At 72.9% G+C, this 25,156-nt stretch carries 19 protein-coding genes; 13 read left to right on the top strand and 6 right to left on the bottom strand.

Annotation, left to right across the window (positions count from 1 at the left end; translation table 11 throughout):
- Positions 1–26: 26 nt before the first annotated feature.
- A complete protein-coding gene (locus ABZ840_RS19045; protein ID WP_361561094.1) occupies positions 27–800 on the bottom strand; it encodes a FadR/GntR family transcriptional regulator in 774 nt (257 codons plus the stop codon).
- A gap of 135 nt (positions 801–935) precedes the next feature.
- Here ABZ840_RS19045 and ABZ840_RS19050 point away from each other — a divergent pair, with 135 nt between their 5' ends.
- From ABZ840_RS19050 to ABZ840_RS19095, 10 genes are all read left to right on the top strand, one after another.
- Positions 936–2,171 (top strand): M20 family metallopeptidase, encoded by a 1,236-nt coding sequence (locus ABZ840_RS19050; RefSeq protein ID WP_361561096.1) that lies wholly within the window; start codon positions 936–938, stop codon positions 2,169–2,171.
- A complete protein-coding gene (locus tag ABZ840_RS19055) occupies positions 2,161–3,615 on the top strand; it encodes an aldehyde dehydrogenase family protein (RefSeq protein ID WP_361561097.1) in 1,455 nt (484 codons plus the stop codon). Before ABZ840_RS19050 ends, ABZ840_RS19055 begins: the two co-directional genes overlap by 11 nt.
- A gap of 122 nt (positions 3,616–3,737) precedes the next feature.
- Positions 3,738–4,538 carry an SDR family oxidoreductase gene (locus ABZ840_RS19060; RefSeq protein ID WP_361561099.1) on the top strand — a complete coding sequence of 267 codons (801 nt, stop codon included), beginning with the start codon at positions 3,738–3,740 and terminating at the stop codon, positions 4,536–4,538.
- Positions 4,539–4,649: 111 nt separating this feature from the next.
- Positions 4,650–5,018 (top strand): DUF3311 domain-containing protein, encoded by a 369-nt coding sequence (locus ABZ840_RS19065; RefSeq protein WP_361561101.1) that lies wholly within the window; start codon positions 4,650–4,652, stop codon positions 5,016–5,018.
- Entirely contained in the window at positions 5,015–6,562 is a 1,548-nt protein-coding gene (locus tag ABZ840_RS19070; protein WP_361561103.1) for a sodium:solute symporter family protein, read from the top strand. The genes ABZ840_RS19065 and ABZ840_RS19070 overlap by 4 nt, the downstream gene beginning before the upstream one ends.
- On the top strand, positions 6,559–8,220 hold the full coding sequence (locus ABZ840_RS19075) for an amidohydrolase (RefSeq protein WP_361561105.1): 1,662 nt from the start codon (positions 6,559–6,561) through the stop codon (positions 8,218–8,220). Before ABZ840_RS19070 ends, ABZ840_RS19075 begins: the two co-directional genes overlap by 4 nt.
- Entirely contained in the window at positions 8,217–10,556 is a 2,340-nt protein-coding gene (locus ABZ840_RS19080; RefSeq protein ID WP_361561107.1) for a penicillin acylase family protein, read from the top strand. Before ABZ840_RS19075 ends, ABZ840_RS19080 begins: the two co-directional genes overlap by 4 nt.
- Positions 10,557–10,719: 163 nt before the next feature.
- Positions 10,720–11,865: an acyl-CoA dehydrogenase family protein gene (locus ABZ840_RS19085; protein ID WP_361561109.1), complete on the top strand. Its 1,146-nt coding sequence runs from the start codon at positions 10,720–10,722 to the stop codon at positions 11,863–11,865.
- A gap of 11 nt (positions 11,866–11,876) precedes the next feature.
- On the top strand, positions 11,877–12,254 hold the full coding sequence (locus ABZ840_RS19090; RefSeq protein WP_361561111.1) for an OB-fold domain-containing protein: 378 nt from the start codon (positions 11,877–11,879) through the stop codon (positions 12,252–12,254).
- Complete coding sequence (locus ABZ840_RS19095; protein ID WP_361561113.1) at positions 12,251–13,399, top strand: thiolase; 1,149 nt, start codon at positions 12,251–12,253, stop codon at positions 13,397–13,399. Before ABZ840_RS19090 ends, ABZ840_RS19095 begins: the two co-directional genes overlap by 4 nt.
- A 24-nt stretch (positions 13,400–13,423) precedes the next feature.
- On the opposite strand, the gene ABZ840_RS19100 is transcribed toward ABZ840_RS19095, so the two are convergent.
- Complete coding sequence (locus ABZ840_RS19100) at positions 13,424–14,017, bottom strand: hypothetical protein (protein ID WP_361561115.1); 594 nt, start codon at positions 14,015–14,017, stop codon at positions 13,424–13,426.
- Positions 14,018–14,133: 116 nt separating this feature from the next.
- Positions 14,134–14,577: a YchJ family protein gene (locus tag ABZ840_RS19105; protein WP_361561117.1), complete on the bottom strand. Its 444-nt coding sequence runs from the start codon at positions 14,575–14,577 to the stop codon at positions 14,134–14,136.
- 269 nt (positions 14,578–14,846) lie between these two features.
- On the opposite strand from ABZ840_RS19105, the gene ABZ840_RS19110 reads away from it, so the two are divergent.
- The gene (locus tag ABZ840_RS19110) at positions 14,847–16,139 is read left to right on the top strand and encodes a YeeE/YedE family protein (protein WP_361561119.1); all 1,293 of its coding nucleotides are present in this window, start codon (positions 14,847–14,849) and stop codon (positions 16,137–16,139) included.
- An 80-nt stretch (positions 16,140–16,219) separates the two neighbouring features.
- Here the strand turns inward: ABZ840_RS19110 and ABZ840_RS19115 are convergent, their stop codons facing one another.
- Positions 16,220–18,397 (bottom strand): family 16 glycoside hydrolase, encoded by a 2,178-nt coding sequence (locus tag ABZ840_RS19115; protein WP_361561121.1) that lies wholly within the window; start codon positions 18,395–18,397, stop codon positions 16,220–16,222.
- On the bottom strand, positions 18,394–20,874 hold the full coding sequence (locus ABZ840_RS19120) for a ThuA domain-containing protein (RefSeq protein WP_361561123.1): 2,481 nt from the start codon (positions 20,872–20,874) through the stop codon (positions 18,394–18,396). The genes ABZ840_RS19115 and ABZ840_RS19120 overlap by 4 nt, the downstream gene beginning before the upstream one ends.
- Positions 20,875–21,068: 194 nt before the next feature.
- Between ABZ840_RS19120 and ABZ840_RS19125 the strand changes: the two genes are divergently transcribed.
- Both ABZ840_RS19125 and ABZ840_RS19130 read left to right on the top strand, forming a co-directional pair.
- On the top strand, positions 21,069–22,058 hold the full coding sequence (locus ABZ840_RS19125) for a multicopper oxidase domain-containing protein (RefSeq protein ID WP_361561125.1): 990 nt from the start codon (positions 21,069–21,071) through the stop codon (positions 22,056–22,058).
- A gap of 35 nt (positions 22,059–22,093) precedes the next feature.
- Entirely contained in the window at positions 22,094–23,401 is a 1,308-nt protein-coding gene (locus ABZ840_RS19130; RefSeq protein ID WP_361561127.1) for a DUF4185 domain-containing protein, read from the top strand.
- A 65-nt stretch (positions 23,402–23,466) separates the two neighbouring features.
- Here ABZ840_RS19130 and ABZ840_RS19135 read toward each other — a convergent pair whose 3' ends face one another.
- The gene (locus tag ABZ840_RS19135) at positions 23,467–25,095 is read right to left on the bottom strand and encodes a GMC family oxidoreductase N-terminal domain-containing protein (RefSeq protein ID WP_361561129.1); all 1,629 of its coding nucleotides are present in this window, start codon (positions 25,093–25,095) and stop codon (positions 23,467–23,469) included.
- Positions 25,096–25,156 lie beyond the last annotated feature (61 nt).

Consider the following 25,156-nt stretch of genomic DNA (forward strand, 5'->3'; position numbering starts at 1 on the left):
CCCGAGCAGGAGCCGACCGGGCCGTACTACTCCTGCTCCAACGCCGCATTGAGCAGCGCCCGCGTATCCGGTTCGACGTGCTCGGCGTAATAGGCGTACAGGGCCTGGCGGGCCAGCCGGGCGGCGTGCGGGGCGTCGCCGGCGCGGATCGCGGCGAGCACCTGCTCGTGGTGGTCGATGGAGCGTTCCCGCCAGGCCGCCGCGTCCGAGGCATCGGCGATCTTGCGCTCGATGATGTCCACGACGGCGTCGTGGACGGCGCGGGCGCAGAGCCCGAGCAGCGCGTTGCGGCTGGCCTCCGCGACGGCCTGGTGGAACAGCGCGTCGGCCTCGCTGAACGCCCGCAGTCCGGCGCCCGGTCCGGCGGACAGCGACCGCATCCGGTCGATCAGCCCCGCCATCCGCGTCAGGTCGTCCTCCGTACGCAGCCGGGCGGCGAGCCGGTTGCTCTCGGCCTCCAGGACCATCCGGAACTGGATCAGTTCGCCGAGGCTGGATATGTGGGAGCGGGTGAGCCGGCCGAGCGCCTGGCTGAGGTTGTCGGCGGAGACGCCGAGCACTTCCGCGCCGAGCGGGTCGCCGGGCCGGGACCGGACCAGGCCGGCGGACTGCAGGACGCGCAGCGCCTCGCGGACCGTGGAGCGGCCGACGCCGAACTGATTGACCAGTTCGCGTTCGGCGGGGAGGCGGGAGCCGGGCGGCAGTTCACCGCGGAGGATGCGTTCCTCGATCTGCTCGGCCACCCGCTGGTAGGCCCGTACCGGCTGGACGGGGGTGAAGGGAGCATCGTAGGCGGCCATCGGGACCCCGTTCCGTTTCCATGCCGATTGCTGCTGGTGGCCTCTTGACCCACGCATGAACGTGCGAGCAGAGTACGGGAAATCAACTGGTCTGACCAGTGGACTGGCCTCCCGGCCAGGTGTTTTGGAGGTTCTATGCACGCCGCCCAGACCCACCCGCCGACCGAGATCACGATCGACGCCGACGCGGCCGTCGCCTTCACCCAGGACCTGATCCGGCTGCGTACCGTCAACGCCACCGGCGCCACCGACGTCGAACGCCCGGCCGCCGACCTGGTCGCGGCGCTCTTCACCGAATTCGGCTGGCAGCACGAGGTGGTGGAGGTCGCGCCGGGCCGCCCGAACGTCGTCGCCGTCGTCGACGGCAAGGGCGGCGCCGGGCCGACCCTGATGTTCGAGGGGCACACGGACGTGGTCACCGAGGGCGACCCGGCGGTGTGGAGCGTCGATCCGTACGCCGCGGAGATCCGCGACGGCAAGCTGTGGGGCCGGGGCGCGGCGGACATGAAGTCCGGGGTGGCCGCCATGATCTACGGCGTGCGCGCGCTGCAGCAGGCCGGCCCCTTCCCCGGCCGGATCGTCCTCGGCGTGCTGTGCGACGAGGAAGGCATGATGCTCGGCGCCAAGGCGTTCGCCGCCTCGCCGCTGGCCGCCGAGATCGACGGAGTGATCGTCTGCGAGCCGGAGGGGTACGAGGTGTGCACCTCGGCCCGCGGCGGCATCCGGCTCCGGCTGGAGCTGACCGGGGTGATGGCGCACGGCGCGATGCCGCAGGAGGGCAAGAATCCGGTCGTCGCGGGCGCCAGGATCGTCGAGGCGCTGAGCCGCGCCCAGACCTGGGCCGAGGTGCGCTTCGGCGCCCATCCGCACGCCGGGCAGGTCACCGTCACCCCGACCGTGCTGCACGGCGGCGACCCCGACCAGCTCAACGTCATCCCGGCGCACGGCCTGGTCGGCGTCGACGTACGGACCGTCCCGGGCACCGACCACGCCGAGCTGATCGACCGCATCCGGCACGAGGCCGAGGAGGCCGCAGCGACCGCCGGCGTCACCGTCGCGCTGACCGTCGTCGACGACCGCCCGGCGATCGAGATCGCCGAGGACCACCCGGTGGTCGCCGGGCTGGTGGCGGCGCACGAGCGGGTGCACGGCAGCCCCCCGCCCTTCGGAGCCGTGCCCGGCACCACCGACGGCACGGTCCTGACCCGCGACGCCGGGCTGCCCACGGTCGTCTACGGACCCGGCGGCAAGTGGATCGCGCACCAGAAGGACGAGTACGTGGAGGTACGCGAGATCGGCGAGTACACCCGGGTCTACGCCGAGGCGGCGCGCCATTTCCTGACCCAGGGGGTGCGCGACGATGACGCCTGAGGAGATCGCCGGGCGCTTCCCGGCGGGGCTGCCGGTCGGTGACGGCTGGGCGCCGGCGCCCCGTACCGAGCCGGTCCACTTCCCGTACGACGGCAGTGAGGTCGCTCGGGCGCCCGTGGGGGACGAGGCGCTGGCGCGGCAGGCCGTGGAGCACGCGGCGGCGCTGCGGAAGGACGTGGCACGGCTGCCCTCCCGGGTACGGCGCCGGGTGCTCGGCGGGGTGGCGGCGGCGCTCGCCGAGGTCGCGCGCCCCATGGAGGACCTGCTCGTCCTGGAGACCGGCAAGCCGCGGGTGGACTGCCGTACGGAGGTGCAGCGCACGGTCTCCACCTGGGAGGCGGCGGCCGACGAGGTGGTCCATGTGCACGGCGAGACGGTGCCACTGGACATGCTGCCTTCCGGGGACGGCATGACGGGCTTCTGGACCCGCCGCCCCATCGGCGTCGTGGTGGGCATCGCGGGCTTCAACTACCCGATGCTGCTCGCCTCCCACAAGATCGCGCCCGCGCTGGCGGCCGGCTGCCCCGTGGTGATCAAGCCGGCGCCGGCCACGCCGCTCGCCACGCTCTGGCTGGTCCACCTGGTCCGCGAGCAACTTGCCGCGGCCGGCGCTCCCGTGGGCGCGGTACAGCTGGTCACCGGGGACGCGGCGGTGGGCCGCACGCTGACCACGCACGAAGCGGTGGCGGCGGTCTCGTTCACCGGCTCCGCGGAGATCGGCCACCGGATCGCGCGGGACGCCGCGCCCCGCAAGGTCGTCCTCGAACTGGGCTCCAACGCCGCGCTGGTGGTGGCCGCCGACGCCGACCTCGACGCCGCGGCCGACGCCGTGGTCCGCGGCGGTTACTACGCCTCGGGCCAGGCGTGCATCGCCGTGCAGCGGGTGATCGCGGTCGAGGAGGTCGCCAAGGAGCTGGCGGCGAAGATCACCGACCGGCTCGCGGACGTGGTGGTCGGCGATCCGCGCGAGGAGGCGACCCGGGTGGCCGCGCTCATCGACGAGGCGGCCACCGGCCGGGTGCTGGCCTGGATCGAGGAGGCACGCGCGGCCGGCGCCCGGGTGATCGCCGGTGGCGAGCGGGTGGGGCGCTGCCTCGCGCCCGCGCTGCTGGCCGAGGTGCCGGGCGGGCTGCCCGCGTGGGACGAGGAGATCTTCGGCCCGGTCGTCGCGCTGCGCGCGGTGCCGGACCTGGACGCCGCGTACGCGCTGGTCAACGATTCGCGGTACGGCCTGCACGCCGCGGTCTTCACCCGCGACCTGGGTGCCGCGTTCACCGCGATCGACGCGCTCGACGTCGGCGGCGTGGTCATCAACGAAGTCCCGGGCTACCGCAGCGACGTCGCTCCGTACGGCGGCGTGAAGGACTCCGGCATCGGCCGCGAGGGCCCGCGCTTCGCCATCGAGGAACTGACCGTGACCCGCATGGCGGTGATCAGGCCGTGACGCCCGCACAGCCGGTGACGCCCGCACAGCCGGTGACGCCCGCGCGGCCGGTGGCGCCCGCGGCGGCGGCCCCGGACGCTGCCGCCGGACCAACCCACGACGACCGGGCGAAGGAGCCCCGTATGACGTACGCGCATCTCTTCCGGCTCGACGGGCGGCATGTCGTCGTGGTCGGCGGCGGCAGTGGCATCGGGCGTGAGGCCGTACGGGCGCTGGTCGCGCACGGCGCCGACGTGACCGTGGCCGACCGGGACCTGAAGGGCGCGGAGGAGACCGTCCGGCTCGCGGGGGAGGAACCCGCGGCTCCCGGCAGCGGTACGGGGACGGCGACCGCGTACGCGCTCGACGTGCTGGACGACGAGGCGGTGCGCACGGCGGCGGAGACGTGGGGCGCGCCGGACGGGCTGGTCGTCACCGTCGGCGCCAACGTCCGCAAGCGGATCGCCGATTACACCCTGGCGGAGTTCGACCGGGTGGTGGCGCTCAACCTCCGGGCGCACTTCGCGCTCGTGCAGGCCGTCGCCCCGGCCATGGCCGAGCGGGGCAGCGGGAGCGTGGTCGGGCTCGCCTCGATGCGCGCGGTGCAGGTCGAGCCGGGCCAGAGCGTGTACGCCGCGTCCAAGGCGGGGCTGGTGCAGTTCCTGCGGACGGCGGCGGCCGAGTGGGGGCCGCGCGGGGTGCGGTTCAACGCCATCGCGCCCGGTGTCGTGCGGACGCCGCTGACCGACCAGATCGCCGCCGACCCCGAGTGGTACGAGGCGTACGCGCAGGCGTCGGCGCTGCGGCGGTGGGCCGGTGCGGAGGAACTCGCCGGTGCCGTGCACTACCTGGTCTCGGACGCCTCCACCTTCGTCACCGGCAGCGTGCTGGCCGTGGACGGCGGCTGGACAGCGGTCGACGGCCGGTACGAACCCTCGGTCTGATTCCGGCCTGACCTGCGATACCGTCCGGTCGGCCGGACGCCGTCCCCGCGGCTGCCCGGCCGCCCGCCCGCTCGACCGTCCCGGACACACCCCTTTCCCCGAAGGAGTTCCATGTCGCACGCCCCCGAGGACAGAGGGCGGGAGGGCCCGGCGGAGACCGGGCCGCACCCGTCCGATGGACTGCCCGAGGTGAGCGCCCGGCGCCCCGCGCTGTGGCTGCTGCTCGTGCCGGCCGTGCTGTACTGCCTGGCGCCGCTGGTGGCCAACAGCATCGAACCGCGCGTCCTCGGCATGCCGTTCCTGCTGTTCTGGCTCGTCGCCGACACGGTCGTCAGCCCCCTCGTCATCTGGGCCGTCACCCGCCTGGACCCCGCGTACCGCGTCGACGCCGCCGAACCGCTGCCCGGCGACCGGCCGCACGCGGGCCCGTCCACCGCGTCCGGGGCCGCGCCCGGCGGACCCGAAGGAGGCGCCGCATGAGCGGATCAGCGGCGATCGCGACCACCATCTTCGGCCTCGCCATGATCGCGACCATCGTCATCGGCGTGCTCAGCGCGCGCGGCCGGGACAAGGGCCTGGCCGAGTGGTCGGTCTCCAGCCGGGGCCTGGGCGTCCTCTTCATCTGGCTGCTGATGGCCGGGGAGACCTACACCAGCTTCTCCTTCCTCGGCACGGCCGGCTGGTCGTACTCCTTCGGCGTGCCGATCCTCTACCTCGTCGCGTACCTCACCGTCGGCTTCGCCGTGGGGTACGTCGTCGGCCCGGCCATCTGGACGTACGCCAGCCGGCACGGCCTGATCTCCATCGCCGACCTGGCCGAACACCGCTTCCGCTCCCGGCCGGTGGGCATCGTCGTCGCGGTCATCGCCACCGTGTTCCTCGTGCCCTACATCCAGGTGCAGATCCAGGGCATGGGCGTGGTCGTCAACGCGATGACGTACGGGAGCGTGGACCTGCGGGTCGCCGCCGTCATCTCCTTCGTCGTCGCCGAGGTCTTCATCCTGGTCTCCGGGCTGCGCGGCTCGGCATGGGTCAGCGCGCTCAAGGACGTACTGGTCATCTTCGCGGTGGTCTTCCTCGCGGTGTACGTACCGATGCACTACCTCGACGGCGTCGGCGACTTCATGCACCGCATGGTCACGGAGAAGGCCGACTGGCTGACCTTCCCCGGGCACGAGTCCGGGGGCAAGGGCGGGATGTGGTTCATCACGACGACGCTGCTCAACGCCGTGACCATCACCATCTTCCCGACCACGGTCGCCGGTTACCTCAGCGCGCGGAGCCCGAACGCGCTGCGCCGCAATGCCGTACTGCTGCCCTGGTACCAGCTGCTGCTCTTCGTCCCCATGATGATCGGCGCCACCGCGCTGTTCGTCATGCCGGCCCTAGGAAATCCCGACCTCGCGCTGTTCAGCCTGGTCACCGACTCCCTCCCGGCCCCCGTCGTGGCCCTCATCGGCGTCGCGGGCGCGCTCTCCGCGATCGTCCCGATGAGCGTGTTCATGCTGGCCATCGGCACGCTCTGGGGCCGCACACTGCTCGGCGGCGGCAACGGCGCCGACCCGCGCAGCCGCCGTACGGGCCGCACGCCCGCCGACGACGTGCGCACCAAGCGGCTCTCCCAGCTGGTCTGCCTCATCGCCGGGCTGATCGCCCTGGGCGGCGCCCTCTTCTACCCCAATACCCTGGTCCAGCTGTCGGTCCTGTCGTACGAGGGGCTCGCGCAGCTGGTGCCCATCGTGCTGCTCGCGCTGTTCTGGCGGCGGATGACGAAGGCCGGCGCGCTGGCCGGGATGTTCGCCGGTCTGGCGGTCGTGGTGGTGCTCTGGGCGACCGGCAACGACCCGCTGCACGGTGTCAACGGCGGCATCGTCGGACTGGCCGTCAACCTCGTCGTCACCGCGGCGGTCACCTTCGCCCGGCCCGAGGGGAAGCCGTCCGCGCCGCGGCGGGTGGGTACGACTCCGACGACCGGCACCGACCAGGCCCCGGCCGCCCCGGCGGCCCCGAAGGAGGCTCCGTGACCGACGTGACCGACGAGACCACCCCCGTCCTCTACCGCGCCGCCCGCATCGTCGGCCAGCGCACGGACGGCACCGGCGCGGACGGCGCGCCCGAGCCGGAGGGCTTCGCCGTCGCCGACGGCCGCATACGCGCCACCGGCGGCTTCGCCGCGCTGCGCGACCGCTTCCCCGGCGCGCCCGAGGTCGACTTCGGGGACGCCACCGTGATCCCCGGCCTCAACGACGCGCACATCCACCTCGCGATGGCCGCCACCGACCTGCTCCACCTGGACCTGTCGGCCGCCGCGGTCGCGACGGCCGACGCGCTGCTCGCCACCGTCACCGCCGAGGCGGCCCGCACGGCGCCGGGGGAGTGGGTGCGCGGCAGCCGGTACGACGACATCAAGACCGGCCGGATCACCCGGCACGAACTGGACCGGGCGGCCCCCGCCCACCCGGTGCTCGTCGTCCACGTCGCCGGACACTGGGGCGTCGTCAACTCCGCCGCGCTACGGGCCCTCGGCATCGACGAGGACACCCCCGCGCCCGACGGCGGTGACTTCGGGCGTGACGCGGACGGCCGCCTCGACGGCCGGCTGATCGAACGCGCCCTGATGAACGTGGTCTACCCGGCCACGGCACGCGGCGACTCGCCACTCGCGCCCAGTTCACCGGAGGACCGGCTGCGTGGCCTGCTGCGCGCACAGGAGCTGTGGCACGCCGCCGGACTCACCTCGATCTGCGACGCGCTGATCGCCCCGGACGACGTCGCCCTGCTGCGCACCGCCCGCGACCGGGACCTGCTGACGCTGCGTACGGGCATGCTGCTCTCCATCGACCACTACGCCAAGGCGCGGGCGCTCGGCGTCGGCAGCGGCTTCGGCGACGACCTACTGCGGTTCGTCGGCGTGAAGGCGTTCCTGGACGGGGCGATCGGCGGCCGGACCTGCCTGCTCGCGGAGCCCTACGCCGACCCCGAGTGCGGCGGGGCCGACGGGCACGGCCTGCAGACCACCTCGACCGAGGAGCTGTTCGCGCAGGTACGGGAGGTGCACGCGGCCGGCGACCGGATCGGTGTGCACGCCAACGGCGACGCCGCGATCCGGCTCGTCCTGGACGCGTTCGAGGCGGCACAGCGCGAGCTGCCGCGCCCCGGACTGCGGCACCGCATCGAGCACTGCACCCTCATCGACGATCCGATCCTCGCCCGGATGAAGGCGCTGGACGCCATCGCCGTACCGTTCGCCGGTTACGCGGGCTACCACGGCGGGGCACTGAACACCTGGTACGGGCCCGAGCGCACGGAGCGGATGTTCGCGCACCGCTCCTTCCTGGACGCGGGCGTCACCGTCGCCGGCTCCTCCGACTACCCCTGCGGCCCCTACGAACCGCTGCTCGGCCTCCAGTCGATGGTCACCCGCGAGGGCATCGAGGACGGCGCGAAGGTGGGGCCCGCGCAGCGCGTCACCGCCGCCGAGGCGCTGCGGATCTTCACCCTCGGGTCCGCCGAGGCGGAGGGCACGGCCCACCACAAGGGCCGGATCGCCGCCGGCCACCTCGCCGACTTCACCGTCCTCGGCGAGAACCCGCTCACCGCCGACCCGTACGGCATCGCCGCCATCCCCGTGTGCGCGACCTACGTGGGCGGACGGCGCGTACACGAGGAGGCCGCCCGATGACCGCGGCCGGTGCCACCGACACCTTCGAGGTGCCGGGGCTGTCCGCGCCCGTGGAGATCCTCATCGACCGCTGGGGCGTTCCGCACCTGTACGCCGGTTCGCGCGCCGACCTCTTCCTCGCGCAGGGCGTCAACGCGGCGCGCGACCGGCTCTTCCAGATCGACCTGTGGCGGCGGCGCGGCCTCGGCCTGCTGGCGGAGGTGTTCGGCCCGGAGTACGCGGAACACGACCGGGCGGCCCGGCTGTTCCTCTACCGCGGCGACATGGCGGCGGAGTGGGCGTCGTACGGCCCGGACGCCGAGCGGGTCACCACCGCGTTCGTGCGGGGCATCAACGCGTTCGTCGCGTTCTGCCGCGAGCGGCGCGAGCACCTCCCGCCGGAGTTCCGGCTGCTGGACTACGAACCGGCGTACTGGCAGCCCGCCGACGTGGCCCGCATCCGCAGTCACGGCCTCCACTACAACCTCCACGACGAGGTCGAACGGGCCCGCACGATGCGGGACTTCGGCCCCGAGGTGGAGGACCTGCGCAAGGTCCGCGAGCCCGCCCACACGCTGCGCGTGCCCGAGGGCCTGGACCTCTCCGTCATCCCGGACGACGTGCTGCGCGTCTACCGGATGGCGACCACCCCGCCGTGGGCTCCGCAGGCCCCGCGACAGGGCATCGACGGGAGCAACAACTGGGTGCTCGCCCCGTCCCGCACCGCCACCGGCCGCCCCGTGCTGGCCAACGACCCGCACCGCGCCGTCACGCTGCCCGCGCTGCGCTACCTCGCGCACCTCTCGGCGCCGGGCCTCGACGTCATCGGCGCGGGCGAACCGGCGCTGCCCGGCGTCTCCATCGGCCACAACGGCCGCCTCGCCTTCGGTCTCACGATCTTCCCGATCGACCAGGAGGACCTGTACGTCTACCGCACCGACCCCGCCGACCCGAAGCGGTACGCGTACGGCGCCGGCTGGGAGGCGATGACGAAGGTCACCGAGACCATCCCGGTGCGCGGCGGCGAGCCCGTCACCGCCGACCTGTGGTTCACCCGGCACGGCCCCGTAATCGACGAACGACCCGACCGCGACGCCGCGTTCGCCGTCCGTGCCGCCTGGCTGGAGCCCGGCATGGCGCCCTACCTCGGCAGCATGGACTACATGGGCGCGACCGGGCCCGACGCCTTCGTCGCGGCCATGGAGCGGTGGGGCGCGCCCGGCGAGAACCAGGTCTACGCGGCGCCCGACGGCACCATCGGCTGGCGCCCGGCCGGCCGGGTCCCGGTCCGCCGCGGCTGGGACGGCACACTGCCGGTGCCGGGCGACGGCCGGTACGAATGGGACGGCCACCACCCGGTCGGCGCGCTGCCCTCCCTACGGGACCCGGCGGACGGCTGGTTCGCCACCGCCAACCAGCTCAACCTCCCCGACGACTACCCGCACGTCGAACGCACCGTCACCCACGACTGGTACGCGCCGCACCGCCACGAGCGCATCGCCGAGGTGCTCGCGGCGCGGTCGGACTGGACCGTGGCGGACTGCGTGGCCCTCCAGAACGACTACGTGAGCCTGCCGGCGCGCCGCATGCAGCCGCTGCTGGCCGGGCTGACCAGCGATGATCCGCGGGTGGCCGAGGGGCTGCAGCTGCTGCGGGACTGGGACGCCGCGCTCGACGCGGACTCGGCCGCCGCCGCGCTCTTCGAGATCTGGTACCGCCGCCACTTCCGCGCCGAACTGCTGAGACAGGCCCTCCGCCGGCTGCTCCCCGCGGAACGGGTGGCCGCGGCGCTGGCCCGCGTGCTGCCCGCCGAGGACGCCACCGCCGACGCCCGCGTCGACCTCTCGCTGCTCCTCGACCCGGGGGACCGGCTGGGCCCCGACCCGGACGCGGTGATCCGTACGGCCGTGCTCACCACGCTCGGCCCCGCGATGGCGGAGACCGGGCGGCTGCTCGGCCCCGACACCGGCACGTGGCGGTGGGGCACGCTCCACCAGGCGCATCTGCACCACCCCCTCGCCAAGCTGTTCGGCGAGCAGGCCTCGGACTGGTCCTCGGTGGGGCCGGCCCCGCGTGGCGGCAGCGGCGAGACGGTGTCGGCAACCTCCTACGGACCCGGCTTCCGGCAGACCGGCGGCGCCAGCTTCCGGCTGGTCGTGGACGTGGGCGCATGGGACGAGTCGCTGGTGATGAGCACCCCGGGCCAGTCCGGCGACCCGGCCAGCCCGCACTACCGCGACCTGTTCGACACATGGGCGGCGGACGGCGCGTTCCCGCTGCTGTACTCGCGCGAGCAGGTCGAGAAGCACACGACCCGACGGATCACCCTTGTACCGGGCGGCACGACGGGGGAGTGAAGGGCCGCCGCACCCACCTACCGCTCCAGTGGATCGATCTGCTGGAGCGGTAGTTGTATCCACCACCTTGCTGGTACGTTCGCGGCGCAGGCCTGCTCACGAACGGTTCACGGCACCACAACGGTTCACGGCACCACCCCACCCGTATCGGAAAGGGGCACACATGGACGCCGACGTCTTCCAGGACATCCTGCGCACCGTCCGGGACTTCGTACGCCGCGAGGTCGTGCCGCGCGAGGACGAGATCGAACGCACCGACGACGTACCGGACGAGCTGCGCCGCGCCGCCGCGGACATGGGCCTCTTCGGCTGGTCGCTGCCGGAGGAGTACGGCGGCCTCGGCCTGGACATGCGCCAGGACGTCCGGCTCGCCTTCGAACTGGGCTGGACCACCCCCGCGTTCCGCTCCCTGATGGGCACCAACAACGGCATCGCGGGCAAGGCGCTGGTCAACTCCGGTACCGAGGAGCAGAAGAAACGCTGGCTGCCCGCGCTCGCCTCCGGCACCGCCATCGCCTCCTTCGCGCTCACCGAGGACGGTGCGGGATCCGACCCCAGTGGCCTGCGCACCAGGGCTGTACGGGACGGGGAAGGCTGGGTGCTCACCGGCGCCAAGCGCTTCATCACCAACGCCGACGTGGCCGACCTGCTGGTGGTCTTCGCCCGCACCGACCCCGACGCGGCCCCCAACAAGGGCATCTCCGCCTTCCTCGTGGAGACCGGCACCCCCGGCGTCCGCATCGGCCCGCCCGACGACAAGATGGGCCAACGCGGCGCCCACACCGCCGAGGTCTCCTTCGACGACGTCCGGCTGCCCGGCTCGGCCCTGCTGGGCGAGCGCGAGAACGCCGGCTTCGGCGCCGCGATGGCCTCCCTCACCCGCGGCCGGCTGCACATCGCCGCGCTCTGCGTCGGCCTCGCCTCGCGCGCGCTGGACGAGGCCGTACGGTACGCCGCCACGGCCCACCAGGGCGGCGCCGCCATCAGCCGCTTCCAGCTGGTGCAGGAGCTCCTCGCCGATTCGTACGCCGAACTGCACGCCGGGCGCTCGATGGTGCTGACCGCCGCCGACGACTTCGACGCCGGCACCGACACCCGGCTCGGCCCTTCCAGCGCCAAGCTGTTCTGCAGCGAGATGGTCTGCCGGGTCGCCGACCGGGCCGTACAGGTGCACGGCGGCACCGGCTACATGCGCGGCACGACCGCCGAACGCCTCTACCGCGACGCGCGGCTCTTCCGCATCTACGAGGGCACCAGCGAGATCCAGAAACTCATCATCGGCAAGCAGCTGCTGCGGGGGACGACCTGAAAGGACGACGCATGAGCGAGCCCACCGCAACGGCACCGGCCCGCGCCTACCGCGAAGGGCTGGACCGCGGCGAACTCCGCTACCAGCGCTGCGACCACTGCGAAGGGGCCGTCTTCCCGCCCCGCGTGCTCTGCCCGGACTGCGGCTCCCAGGAGCTGACCTGGGAACGCAGCGCGGGCCGCGGCACGGTGTACGCCGCCACCGTCGTACGCGCCCGCGACGGCGCCCGCGGCGTCGTCCTGGTCGACCTCGACGAGGGCTTCCGGATGATGTCGCGGGTCGACGGCATCGACCCGGCGACCGTGGAGATCGGTACCACTGTGCGGTTCACGGCCGCCGACGAAGGAGACGAGCGGGTGGCCGCCTTCATGAAAGAGGCACAGCGATGAGCCCGCACGCCACGGCCGCCGTCGTCGGCGTCGCCGAATCCGACCTGGGCGAGGTCGCGCCGGGGCTCACCCCGCTGGACCTCGCCGGCCAGGCGGCGGCCCGCGCCCTCGCCGACGCCGGAATCCGCAAGTCCGAGGTGGACGGCCTGTTCACGGCCTCCTCGTACCTGCCGATGGCCGCCATGGACACCGCCGAGTACCTCGGCATCCGGCCGCGCCACCTCGACGGCACCAACATCGGCGGCAGCTCCTTCGTCTCCCACCTGCTGCACGCCGCCACCGCCATCGAGCGGGGACAGTGCACCACCGCGCTCATCGTCTACGGCTCCACCCAGCGCTCCGACGGCGGCCGGCTGGTCTCGCCGAGCAGGCCCGACCCGTACGAGGCGCCGTACGGGCCGCGCTACCCCATCACCATGTACGCGCTGGCCGCCGCCCGGCACATGTACCAGTACGGCACGACGCGCGAGCAACTGGCGGACGTGGCGGTGGCGGCGCGGGAGTGGGCCCAGCTCAACCCGGCCGCGTTCGAGCGCAAGCCGCTCACCAGGGAGGACGTGCTCACCTCCCGGATGATCAGCGACCCGCTGACCGTACGGGACTGCTGCCTGGTCACCGATGGTGGCGGCGCGCTCGTCGTCACCTCCGCCGAGCGCGCCCGCGACCTCCCGGGCACGCCCGCTTACCTGCTGGGCGCGGGCGAGGCGGTCTGGCACCGCAACATCTCGCGGATGCCGGACCTCACCGTGACCGCGGCCACCGACTCCGGGCGGCGGGCCTTCGCGGCGGCCGGGCTGACCCCCGCCGACATCGACGTGGTGGAGCTGTACGACGCGTTCACCATCAACCCGGTCCTCTTCCTGGAGGACCTGGGCTTCTGTGCCAAGGGCGAGGGCGGCGCGTTCGTCGCCGACGGCGGGATCGCGCCCGGCGGGCGGCTGCCGGTCAACACCAACGGCGGCGGCCTCTCCTACGGACACCCCGGCATGTACGGCATCTTCACCGTCATCGAGGCCGTCCGGCAGCTGCGCGGCGACTGCGGCGAGCGGCAGGTGTCCGGCGCCAGGACCGCGCTCGCGCACGGCAACGGCGGGGTCCTCTCCAGTCAGGTCACGGCGATCCTGGGCACGGAGGCGGCCGTCTGAGGACGAGCGCGGCGGCTCGCCGGCTCAGGCCGCCTCCCGGGGCGCGGGGGAGCCCGTACGGGAGGCGCCGGCCCGCCACAGCGGAGCGTAGGAAAGCAGCAGGAGCGCGGCACCGAGCGGGATCAGGTCCTTGAGGGCGTAGGAGGCCAACGAATCGGCGAGGACGAGGACCGGTGCCCATGGTGCGAGCACGCGCAGGGCGGCCAGCCGGCCGGTGAGCAGCAGCTGGCCCAGGAAGAAGAGCATCGGGCCGAGGAGGTAGAAGGCGAGCTCGACGCCCGGCACCGACTGGAAGCCGCCCGTCAGCTCGGCCATCTCCGCATGGCTGCCGGCCATCAGCCCCGTCACGATGTCGACGCCGAACTGGACCGCGAGCGCGACGACCCCCGCGCCGCCGATCCAGAAGCCTGCCGAGGACCACCGGTCCTTCCCCGCCATCCTCCGCATCACGGCGAATCCTTGCGCGAAGAAGGCGAGGCCCGCGAGGAAGCACAGGTGCCCCGTCGTCCAGGCAAGCCCCGGCCCCTTGGTTCCGTCGAGCCCGTCGAGGAGACGGATCACTCCGTAGGCACCGAACAGGAGGGGGCCGTAGAGGAACGCGCGCTGTGTGGTGGTCATGCTTCAAGGATCTTGACGGCCGGACGCCGACTCCATCCGGGACATCCCTGGTTGGCCCCTGGGGGAGGACCGGGGGTACCCCTGGTCCGCGTGACTCGGCACCGGCCGCGGCGTCCTCACTCCGCGAAGAGCGCGTCCAGGTAGACCCAGGCACCGTCGTGCCGGACGAAGCGGCTGTGCTCGTGGAGCGAGTCCTCCGTGCCGGCGTACCGGAACCGGGCCCGGAATTCGACCGTGCCGGTGGTGTGGAACGCGCTGCCCTCGGAGGTCCCCAGGATCTCCAGGCCCAGCCAGCGCTGTCCCGCGTCGAGCTCGACACGGGGCGGCCGGGTGTCCGGGTGCCAGGTCCGCAGCAGGTAGGCCTCGTCCCGGACCACGAAGGCGCTGTACCGCGACCGCATCAGCCGCTCGCAGGTGGGCGCCGCCGCCGTCCCGGCGTGGAACTGCCCGCAGCATTCCCCGTACGGGGCGGACAGGCCGCAGGGGCAGGGCGAGGTGGCGGTGACGGCGGGCGCTGCGGTCTGCCTGGCCTGCTTCGGGCGCGGGGTGCGACGGGACATGCGCCCATTGTGCCCGGTCGCGGAGGCACGGCCGCGATATCGCCGAGCGGACGAACCGTCTCGCCATTCGAGACGACGTTACGTGCGGCTTACACCCGGTATTACCGTGGACGGCATGTCCGGACCCGCCAGTGTGCTCACGCTCGCGCTCTTTGCGGCGACGCCGTGGGACGTCGACGACGCGCTCTGTAGCCGCTGACGCCCACAGGTCCGGCCTTCTCCCCCTTCCGGTACCGCGCGTACCGCCTCCCCTCCCACGGAGACCCCACGTGACGACCGCTCCCCCCGCCGGGGCGGCCGGGGCCCCGCCCCGTTCCGGTGCCCTGCTCACCCCGGCCCCCACCCACACGCCCGCGCCCACGGCGGAGCCCGCGCCGCCCGTCCGCCGCACGCCCCTCGTGGTCGCCGGCCTCATCGGCGCCGCCCTCACCGCGTACGTGTGGACCGCCAACGGCGCCAAGCCCGGCATCCTGCTGCTCCTCGGCATCGCCCTGGGCTTCGCCCTCTTCCACTCCCGCTTCGGCTTCACCTCCGCCTGGCGGCAGCTGATCGCCGTCGGCAACGGCACCGGGCTGCGCGCGCACGCCCTGCTGCTCGGCACCACCGCGACGCTCTTCGCGCTGGTCATCGGCACCGGCACCGGGCTGTTCGGCTCGGTTCCTGCGCCCAGTGCGGGGCCGCTGGGCGTCGCCCTGCTGGTCGGCGCCTTCCTCTTCGCCGTCGGCATGCAGCTCGGCGGCGCCTGCGCCTCCGGCACGCTCTTCGCGGTCGGCTCCGGCCAGAGCACGATCGTGCTCACCCTCGGCGGCTTCATCGCCGGCTCGACGCTGGCCGCCTGGCAGTTCGACCTCTGGCGCGACCTGCCCGCGTTCGACCCGGTGCTCTTCTCCGACCACCTCGGCTGGGGCGGCTCCTGGGCCGTGACCATGGTCCTGCTTGCCGTGGTGGTGCTGGTCTCCCGCCGCGTGCAGGCCCGCCGCAACCCGCCGCCGCTCGGCACCCCGCCGTCCGCGCGCACCACCCTGGCCCGCGCCTTCCGCGGCTCCTGGACCCTGTGGGCCGGCGCCCTGGCCCTCGCCGTCCTCGGCGCCGCCGTACTGCTGGTCTCGGGCGGCGCCTGGGGCATCACCAGCGCCTTCGCGCTGTGGGGTTCGAAGCTGGCGGGCGCGCTGGGCGCCTCGCCCGAGACCTGGGCGTTCTGGCAGGACCCGAAGAACGCCGCCTCGTACGCGGGCCCGGTGCTCGCGGACAAGACCAGCCTCACCGACATCGGCATCATGATCGGTGCCGCGGTCGCGGCCGCCGCGGGCGGCGTGTGGAAGCTGCACCGCGGCATTCCCGCCCGCACCGCGCTCGCTGCCGTGCTCGGCGGCATCCTGATGGGCGTCGGTGCCCGGATGGCCGGCGGCTGCAACATCGGCGCGTACCTCGCCGGCATCGCCTCCGGCAGCCTGCACGGCTGGATCTGGGGCGCGGTCGCCCTCGTCGGCACCTGGGCGGGTCTCCGCCTGCGCCCCGCCTTCGGGCTCGGCAACCCCAAGCCGGGCGACGGCGTCTGCTGACCGCCTGACGGACACGAACGGAGCGGCGGCCGCCGGGGAGGACCCCCGACGGCCGCCGTTCCGTCACCGCGAGCGCGTGCTCACAGCTCCTGGATGCGGATATTGCGGTACGAGATGACGTCGCTCGTACTGTGGACCTGGAGCCCCACATAGCCGGAGGCGTAGCGCCGGCCGTCGGTGCCCGGGTCGTCGTCCCGCGGCGGGTAGAAGGTCTGCCCGCCGGTGTTGTCGAACTCGTTGATCAGCTTGCCGTTGCGGTAGATCTCGTAGTGCTGGTCGACCACCCGGATCTCGTAGTCGTTCCAGGTGCCCTTGGGCGTGACGCCCGCACCGCCCAGGCCGACCCGGTCGAAGCCGTAGAGCGAGCCCGTCTTGTACATGTCGCCGTCCGGGCGGTCCAGGATCTGGACCTCATGTCCGTACTTGATGGCGACCCACTCGGGCCGGGGCTCCTCGGGGTGGTCGTGGACGTCGGGGAAGCGGACGAAGACCCCGCCGTTGGCGTTGCCGGTGCCCGGCGCGTCGTCCCGGAACTGGAGCTTCAGCGAGAAGTCGTCGAAGCGGCGCTCGGGGAACCACAGCATGCCCATGCCGTCGACCTTCGTGCTGCTGGTCATCGCGCCGTCCCCGGTGAGCGAGAAGGCGCCGCCGCCGACCTGCTGCCACTTCTCGAAGGACGCCTGCGTCCCGTCGAAGAGGTCGCGGTAGCCGGTGTGCTGGCCCGGCTTGCCGATGCCGGACTGGCGGGCGGCCTTGTTGATCGCCTTGGACTCGCGCTTGTCGATCACGCCGTCCTTCAGGAGCTTGGCGGTCACCTCGGTCACGTGCTTGAGGAAGAGCGCCTGCGAGGACCAGTCCTTCTCGTCCTCGATCAGCTCGTTGATCATGCAGCGGTTGCCGGTGATCCGGTTCGGCACGCCGGTGTCCACCGTGCCGACGATGACGGTCAGCCGCTCGTCGTGCTCGGGGCAGGGCGGTGCGGGCACCCCGCCGCCCGCGACGACGTCGAAGGAGAGCGTACGGGCCGGCGAGGTGTTGCCCGCCTTGTCGGTCGCCCGGTGCGCGAGCGAGTGGTGGCCGGTGCGGTCCACGACGACCGGCGCCTCGTACGCGAGGTAGGGGCCGCCGTCGAGGGAGTACTCCACCTTGTCCACGCCGCTCTCGGCGTCGGTGGCGGTGACGGTGACCTTGGCGCTGCCGACGTACGCGCCGTCGGAGTTCTTCTGCCCCTCGGCCTTCGCGGCGGTCTCCGGCGGCGTGGTGTCCTCGGCCGGCGGCTCGACGACCGTGAAGTCCACCGACTTCTCCGCCGCCGCGTTGCCCGCCTTGTCAGCGGCCCGGTAGCGCACCTTGTGGGTGCCCGCCTCGTGCACCATCACCGGTGCGGTGTACGGCTGCCATGCGCCGTCCCCGACCGCGTACTCGATGGTGTTGACGCCGGACCCGGTGTCGGAGGCGGTGACGGTCACCGTCGCCATGCCGAGGTAGGCGCCGTCCGCGTTCTTCTCGCCGGTCACCGTCGCCGAGGTCTCCGGCGGGGTCGTGTCATCGGTGTCCGGCGCGACCACGGTGAAGTCGACGGACTTCTCCGCGGCGACATTGCCCGCCTTGTCGGCCGCGCGGTAGCGGACCTTGTGGGAGCCGACCTGATCGACCACGAGGGGCGCGGTGTACGGCTGGAAGCCGGCCTCCCCGACCGCGTACTCGATCCGGTCCACGCCCGAGCCCTCGTCGGTCGCCGAGAGGGACACGGTCGCGCTGCCCACGTACGCGCCGTCGGAGTTCTTCTGCCCCTCGACCTTCGCCGCGGTCTCCGGCGCCGTGGTGTCCTCGCCGCCGCCCTCGGTGACGACGAGGACGCCCTGCATCGTCTCGTGGCCGGGGATCGTGCAGTGGTAGCGGTACTTGCCGGGGGTCAGCGTGACCTCGGCGGTGTGCTTGCCGCCCGAGGAGTCACCGGGGTTCGCCAGGATGTTCAGGCTGACGTCCTGGTTGTACTCCGAGTCGGAGGTCACGAAGGTCAGCGTGTGCGGCATGCCCATCGTGTTGCCGGTGGCCTCGCTGTTCTCGAAGACGATGGTCGCCTTCCCGGCCACGGCGGTGGTGGGCGCCGAGGTGTACTTGGTGATGTCGTCGCCCGCCGTCCAGGTCAGCACCTGCTGCTCCGCGACGGGCGCCGGCTGTCCGTACGCCGTGGTGGCGCCCACGCCCAGCAGCAGGAACAGGACGGAGAGCAGAGCGGTCAGTCGCCGGTTCATCGGGCGTCCTTCCGGGCCAGGTCCGCGGGGAGCGGAGTCGCCGGACCGCCGTGGTACGTGATGTGCCACAGTGCGGACTTGCCGTCATGGGTGAAGAAGCCGCGCCCGTAGTCCAGGACGTAGAGCGACCCGTCGGGCGCGAACGTCCAGCCCATCAGGTTGCGGATGCCGTCGGCACCGGCCGGGACGATCTTGTCGAGCGTCTCGGCGTGCACCGGCAGCCCGCCGGAACCCACCGTCTTCGGGTCCATGACGACCGCGTGCCGCGGCTGGTCGGCGTCGTAGAAGTCACCGACGAACCACTTGCCGTCCCAGTACGCGGGCCAGGCGTCCTTGCCCGCCGTCCGCTCGTCGTACCGGTAGACCGGGCCGTCCATCGCGGCCTGGCCGCCGCCCTTGAGCCACGGGAGCAGGAACTTCTGCTCGCTCTTCTTGTAGCTGGGCACGCCGTCGGCGCCCCGCGGGAAGTCCGGGCCGCCGCCGGCGGGGGAGTACCAGATGTTGTTGCCCTCGGCGGGCGGGATGTTGACCAGCCCGTCGTTGTTGGGCGACTCGTTCTTCAGGTTGTCGCAGTCGTACCAGCCCAGCGGCTTGCTCGGGTCCGGGAGGTTGCGGTCGCGGTAGGGCTGCTCGTTGCCCATGCAGAACGGCCAGCCGCGGTTGGAGGCATGGGTGATCGCGGCGAACGTGTCGTACTTCGCCGGGCCCCAGGTCTCGCTCGGATCGGTCGCGTCCGGGCCGACCCAGCCCGCGTAGAGGGTGTCGGTCTTCTTGTCGACGGAGATGCGGGAGGGGTTGCGGACGCCCATGACGTAGATCTCGCCGCGGGTCTTGCCGCCGCCCTCGTCGGGCTCCTTGCCGGTGAAGAGGTTCCCCTCGGGCAGGGTGTACGTGCCGTCGTCCTCGGGGTGGATCCGCAGGATCTTCCCGTTGAGGTTGTTGGTGTTGCCCGCGGTGCGGCGGGCGTCGGCGAACGACACGCCCTTGAAGTTCGGCTCCGGGTTGTTGCCCGAGTAACCGTCGCTGAACCGGCTGGAGTTGTTGTCACCGGTGGCGATGTACAGGTTGTCCTTGGAGTCCCACGCCATGCCGCCGCCCGCGTGGCAGCAGCTGTGGATCTGCACCGGCCAGTTCAGCAGCACCTTCTCCGAGGCAAGGTCCAGCTTGTTCGTCTTCGGGTCGAGGTGGAAGCGGGAGACGCGGCGCTCGGCCATGTGCGTCTCGCGATCGATCCGCGAGTGCGGCGTGTAGTGCAGGTAGACCCAGCCGTTGTCGGCGAAGTCGGGGTCCAGCTCGATGCCGAGCAGCCCCTCCTCGTTCTTGACCAGCTCGTCGCCGCCGCCCTTGTTGCCGAAGACGGTGACCTCGCCCGCGAGCGTGACCTGCTTCGTCTTCGGGTCGTAGATGTGGACGGTGCCCTTGCCCTTGCCGATGTCGGGGTTGTTCCAGTCGGTGACGACGGGCGCGTCCGAGCCCTCGCCGCCGCGGCCGATGTAGAACACCCGGCCGTCCTTCGCCGTCACCACGCCGTGCGGCTCGCCGATCTGGTCGTGCCGGCCCGGCTGGTTGGGCCGGGTGGCTCGCTCGGCCTTGTAGTTCGAGGTGATGGTGGCCTGGCAGTCGGCACGGGCCAGCCGGGTCGTCCACAGCAGCGCGCCGCGCAGGTGGGCCCGGAAGTCGCTCTCCTGGAAGCCGGCCGCGGTGCCGCCCATGCCGGTGTAGAAGGAGCGTCCGCCGTCGTAGTCACGGCACCAGGAGACGGGGTGGTCGGCGCCGTTCGCGCCGTCACCGGGCTTGAAGGTGTTCTCCCGTACGCGGGCCACGGTGTGCACCGAACCGCTGGGATTCTCCGCCCAGTTGAGCCACTTGTCGGGGCGCTTCCACTCCAGCGGCAGGCTCTTGGTGGCGGGGTTCTCCCGGTCGCCCACCTCGACGGTGGCGCGCTGCACGGTGCCCGTGCCGCCGGTGGGGCGGGCGCCGATCAGGCCGGTGAACCAGGCGGAGTACGGCTCGGCGCGGGCCGCGTCGTGGATGCCGACGAACCCGCCGCCGGCCTTCATGTAGCTCTCCAGGCCCGCTTCCTGCTCCGGGTCGAGGATGTCACCGCCGCCGGTCAGGAAGACGACCGCGTTGTACTTGCCGAGCTTGGGCCTGGTGAACACCGAGGCGTCGGCGGTGGCATCGACGGTGAAGTGCTCAAGGGCCGGACCCTGCCGGCCGATCTTCTCGATCGCCTCGATACCGGCGTTCACCGTCGGCGGCTCCTCGCCCGCCGAGGCGTGGAAGACGAGTACGCGGACGTTCTCCCCGCCCGGCGGGGACGGCAGTGCCAGCTTCGGTACGGACGGTTCCGGTGGCGCACCGGCCAGCGCGGGGGTACCGCCCAGCAGGGCCGCCGCGACGGCCAGGGCCGACAGGCCGGCCGTCCGTCTCCACCGTCCGGTGGTGGAGGTTTTCCGACGTGGTGCGCGACGCATTGGTTCACCCACCCCTCTGAGGAACAGCTGTGAGCGCACAGCAACAGCCGACGAAGCTAGACCTCTTTCGGCGGTCCGCCAATAGCTATGACCGCAAGTCAACAAACTTTGTCCTGACCGTGGATAAACGAAGATCACGGCGCTACCGTTCCGGACGGCTCACTGCCGAGAGCGCTTTCTGCGAGGGGAGCACGATGACCGAGGAAGCCAGAACTTCCGCTGTGCAAGGGGCGTTGAGCCGTCGGCTGTTCGCCGGTGGGGCCGCCACCGCGGCGCTCGGCGCGGTCGGTCTGGCCGTGGGGGCCACGGCCGCCGCGCCACCCGCCAGGGCCGCCGGCAACGTACGCAGGGCCGGCGCAGGCGGTGAGGTCAGGCACCTCAAGCTCTACATGGAGAAGCTCCCCGACGGGCAGCTCGGATACGGCCTGGAGAAGGGCAAGGCCAGCATCCCGGGGCCGCTCATCGAGCTGACCGAGGGCGACACCCTGCACATCGAAGTCACCAACACCCTGGACATCGAGGCCAGTCTGCACGTCCACGGCGTGGACTACGACACCGCCAGCGACGGCACGAAGATGAACGGCAGCCACATCGCGCCGGGCGGCACCCGCACCTACACCTGGCGCACGCACAAACCCGGCAGACGCAAGGACGGCACCTGGCGCCCGGGCAGTGCGGGCTACTGGCACTACCACGACCATGTCGTCGGCACCGAGCACGGCACCGGCGGCATCCGCAAGGGCCTCTACGGGCCGGTCGTGGTGCGCAGGGAGGGCGACATCCTGCCCGACCCGGAGCGCCAGATCACCATCGTCTTCAACGACATGACGATCAACAACCTGCCGAAGGGGCCCGACTTCAAGGTCACCGTCGGCGACCGCGTGGAGATCATCATGATCACGCACGGCGAGTACTACCACACGTTCCATGTGCACGGGCACCGCTGGGCCGACAACCGTACGGGGCTGCTGGAGGGCCCGGACGACCCCAGCCGGGTGATCGACAACAAGATCACCGGCCCCGCCGACTCCTTCGGCTTCCAGTTCCTCGCGGGGGAGGGAGTCGGCGCGGGCGCCTGGATGTACCACTGCCACGTCCAGAGCCACTCCGACATGGGCATGGCCGGCATGCTGCTCGTCGCCAAGCCGGACGGCACGGTTCCGGGACACGAGGGACATCACTGACCGAAGTACGTGCTCCGGCGCGGCATGATCGGGGCATGTGGAGTCCCGTCGGCCGGGTGTCCCGGCGTACCGCAGTCCTGGCGGCGCTGCTCGCCGCGGCCGTCGTGACCGCCGTACTCGTCACCGTACCGACGGGCGGGAACGCCGCCCCCTGCACCGCTCGGAAGATCGCCTCCTGGACCCCCGACTCCCGCTTCACCCGGGCCTTCGCCCGCTACGGTGACGACAACTCCCGGCTGGACGACTGGACCGGCGGCGACGGCACCCACTCCGTACGCCTCCCCGACGGCCGCACCCTCTGGCTCTTCTCCGACACCTTCCTCGACCGTATCCAGCCGCCGCCCAACCCCAAAGGACAGCCGCACTTCTGGCGCACGCGGGCCGACGGCGGCACGCCCGGCCTGATCCGCAACTCCCTCGTCCTGTGGGGGAGTCCGGGGCGCCCGTACGACACGCTGATCCGCCGCACCCCGGCCGGACCCACTGGATACTTCCCCGACCCGCCGCGCTCCCAGGGCCCGGCCGGGGCGTGGCGCTGGCCGGTGGCCGCACGCGTCGAACCCCGCGCCCCCGGCTCCTCCGCACGGGTGCTCCGCGTCCTGCTGTGGAACCGCGCCCCCGGCGAGGGCCCCTGGCTCTTCGGCGAGCCCCGCACCACCGAGGTCGCCACGCTCTCCCTGCCCGGGCTGCGGCCGGCAGGCGTCACCACGGTCGGCGACCGCTCACCGGCCGCAGACCCCGGCACCCGCGTGCTGTACGGCACGGCGGCCGTACCGTACGGGCGCCACACCTACGTCTACGGCAACGATGCCCCCGCGGACCGGCCGGCCGGGCAGGCGTACGTGGCCCGTGTCCCCACCGGCCGCCTCGCCGACGCGCGCGCCTGGCGCTACTGGGACGGCCACGGCTGGCGGGCCGACCCGGAGCGGGCCGCGCCCGTCCTGCGCAACGACGGCCGGCGCGGCGTGGGCAGCGCCTACACCGTCGTCCGGGACGGCGGCACCTGGGTGCTGTTCACCATGGACGCGGCGGGTGGCGGCGGCCACGGCCTGGCCACCTTCACCAGCTACTGGTCCTGTTCGGCCCGGGGCCCCTGGCACGGCCCGAACGGATCGGTCACCCCGCCCCGGCCGCCCGACCCCGCGGGCTCCGCCGAACGCACCGCCGTCTACAACCCGCAGGCGCACCCGGAGTTCACCGGCCGCTCCGGCCTGCTGCTCAGTTACGACGTCAACACCCTCGGCCCGCCCGGCACCGCGGCCACCGGCGCGGTCAACGACGACGTGTCGCTCTACCGGCCGCGCTTCCTGCGGATCCGGCTGACGGCGGACCCCGGCCGATGACGGACGCCGCCCGAGGACGGAGCCCGGCCGATGACCACCCGAAGGGCGTGGGCCCGGGGCGCGCGTCAGCCGTCCCCGTGCCGGATGAGATCGGCGGCGCGCTCGGCGATCATCACGGTGGGGGCGTTGGTGTGGCCCCGGGTGATGCGCGGCATGACCGACGCGTCCACCACCCGCAGGCCCGTCACGCCCCGCACCCGCAGCGCCGGGTCGGTCACCGCGTCGTCGCCCGTGCCCATCCGGCAGGTGCCCACCGGGTGGTACAGCGTCTCCGCCAGCGCCCGCACCGTGTCCTCCGTACCGGCGTCGTCCTCGCTCGACCGCCACGGCGGCAGCGCCCCGCCGACGTGCGGGCGCAGCGCCGCGTTGTCGAACAGTTCCTCGGCGAACCGCACGCCCGCCACCATGCGCCGCAGATCGGCCGGCCGGCTCAGGTACGCGGGCTCGATGCACGGCGGCGCGGCCGGATCGGCATCCGTGAGCGTGATGCGGCCGTGGCTCTCCGGCTGGAGCAGCACGACCCCGATGGTCACGCCGTGTTCGGCCGGCGGCTCCAGCCCGTGCCGGACGAACGGCACCGGCGCGAAGATCAGCTCCAGGTCCGGCGCAGGCAGTCCGGGTTCGCTCCGTATGAACGCGACGGCCTCGCCGACGTTCGAGGTCAGCGGTCCGCGCCGGGCCACCAGATAGCGCGCGATGTTGACGGGGGTGTCCGCTCCGGTCAGCGTCACCGGGTCCACCGCGTACCGCAGAACCGGCACCGACAGATGGTCCTCAAGATGGCGTCCCACCCCCGGCAGGTCGGCCACCGGCACGATCCCCAGCGCCTTGAGGTCGTCGGCGTCCCCGACGCCCGAGCGCAGCAGCAGCTGCGGGGAGCCGATCGCCCCGGCGCTCAGCAGCACTTCGCGGCGGGCCCGCAGCACCCCGTCCGCCAGCTCCACCCCGCAGGCCCGGCCCTCGTCGAAGAGGACGCGGCGCGCCTCGCTGTCCGTGAGCACCGTGAGGTTGGCGCGCCGCAGCGCGGGCCGCAGATAGCCGTCGGCCGTGCTCCAGCGCCGCCCGCGCCGCTGCGACAGCGGGGTGGCCGCGCAGCCGCCGTGGTCCGGGCCGTTCAGCTCCGCCAGCCGCGGCAGGCCCGACTCCACGCAGGCGTCGAGGAAGGCGGACGAGAGCGGGTGCAGGTCACGCGCGGGGGAGATCCACAGCGGCCCGGCCGAGCCGTGCGCCCGCTGCCCGGTGTCGGCATTGAGCGCCGGCGCCGGCGGGCCCGCCCACCGCTCGGCCCGCCGGAAGTAGCGGGCGACCCGGTCGTACCCCCACTCCTCGCCGGCCGTCGCCGCCCACGCGTCGTAGTCGGCGCGGTGGCCGCGCACCCACATCATCGCGTTCAGCGAGGACGAGCCGCCGAGGGTGCGGCCGCGCGGCCAGTACAGCTCCCGCTCGTTCAGCGCGGGCTGCGCGGTGGTGTTGAAGTCCCAGTCGTACGCCGTCTTGAACAGCTTCGGGAAGGCGGCGGGGATCCGGACCTCCTGCCGGCGGTCGGGGCCGCCCGCCTCGACCAGCGCCACCCGCACCGTCGGGTCCTCGGACAGCCGGGCCGCGAGCACGCAGCCCGCCGAACCCGCCCCGACGACGATGTAGTCGTACGTTCCCGAGGCCGCTCTCCCGCGCGCCGCTGACCGCCGTACCATCCGCAACTCCCTTGCCCCATCGGCATGGTGACCGGATTGATCGCCGAGAGCAGCGTAGAGG

It is taken from the genome of Streptomyces sp. NPDC047117 (assembly GCF_040643545.1).
Classification (GTDB): domain Bacteria; phylum Actinomycetota; class Actinomycetes; order Streptomycetales; family Streptomycetaceae; genus Streptomyces.

Coding starts and splice junctions, on each gene's coding strand:
- ABZ840_RS19045 (WP_361561094.1), bottom strand. CDS start 800: ATGGCCGCCTACGATGCTCCCTTCACCCCCGTCCAGCCGGTACGGGCC.
- ABZ840_RS19050 (WP_361561096.1), top strand. CDS start 936: ATGCACGCCGCCCAGACCCACCCGCCGACCGAGATCACGATCGACGCC.
- ABZ840_RS19055 (WP_361561097.1), top strand. CDS start 2,161: ATGACGCCTGAGGAGATCGCCGGGCGCTTCCCGGCGGGGCTGCCGGTC.
- ABZ840_RS19060 (WP_361561099.1), top strand. CDS start 3,738: ATGACGTACGCGCATCTCTTCCGGCTCGACGGGCGGCATGTCGTCGTG.
- ABZ840_RS19065 (WP_361561101.1), top strand. CDS start 4,650: ATGTCGCACGCCCCCGAGGACAGAGGGCGGGAGGGCCCGGCGGAGACC.
- ABZ840_RS19070 (WP_361561103.1), top strand. CDS start 5,015: ATGAGCGGATCAGCGGCGATCGCGACCACCATCTTCGGCCTCGCCATG.
- ABZ840_RS19080 (WP_361561107.1), top strand. CDS start 8,217: ATGACCGCGGCCGGTGCCACCGACACCTTCGAGGTGCCGGGGCTGTCC.
- ABZ840_RS19085 (WP_361561109.1), top strand. CDS start 10,720: ATGGACGCCGACGTCTTCCAGGACATCCTGCGCACCGTCCGGGACTTC.
- ABZ840_RS19090 (WP_361561111.1), top strand. CDS start 11,877: ATGAGCGAGCCCACCGCAACGGCACCGGCCCGCGCCTACCGCGAAGGG.
- ABZ840_RS19095 (WP_361561113.1), top strand. CDS start 12,251: ATGAGCCCGCACGCCACGGCCGCCGTCGTCGGCGTCGCCGAATCCGAC.
- ABZ840_RS19100 (WP_361561115.1), bottom strand. CDS start 14,017: ATGACCACCACACAGCGCGCGTTCCTCTACGGCCCCCTCCTGTTCGGT.
- ABZ840_RS19105 (WP_361561117.1), bottom strand. CDS start 14,577: ATGTCCCGTCGCACCCCGCGCCCGAAGCAGGCCAGGCAGACCGCAGCG.
- ABZ840_RS19115 (WP_361561121.1), bottom strand. CDS start 18,397: ATGAACCGGCGACTGACCGCTCTGCTCTCCGTCCTGTTCCTGCTGCTG.
- ABZ840_RS19120 (WP_361561123.1), bottom strand. CDS start 20,874: ATGCGTCGCGCACCACGTCGGAAAACCTCCACCACCGGACGGTGGAGA.
- ABZ840_RS19125 (WP_361561125.1), top strand. CDS start 21,069: ATGACCGAGGAAGCCAGAACTTCCGCTGTGCAAGGGGCGTTGAGCCGT.
- ABZ840_RS19130 (WP_361561127.1), top strand. CDS start 22,094: ATGTGGAGTCCCGTCGGCCGGGTGTCCCGGCGTACCGCAGTCCTGGCG.
- ABZ840_RS19135 (WP_361561129.1), bottom strand. CDS start 25,095: ATGGTACGGCGGTCAGCGGCGCGCGGGAGAGCGGCCTCGGGAACGTAC.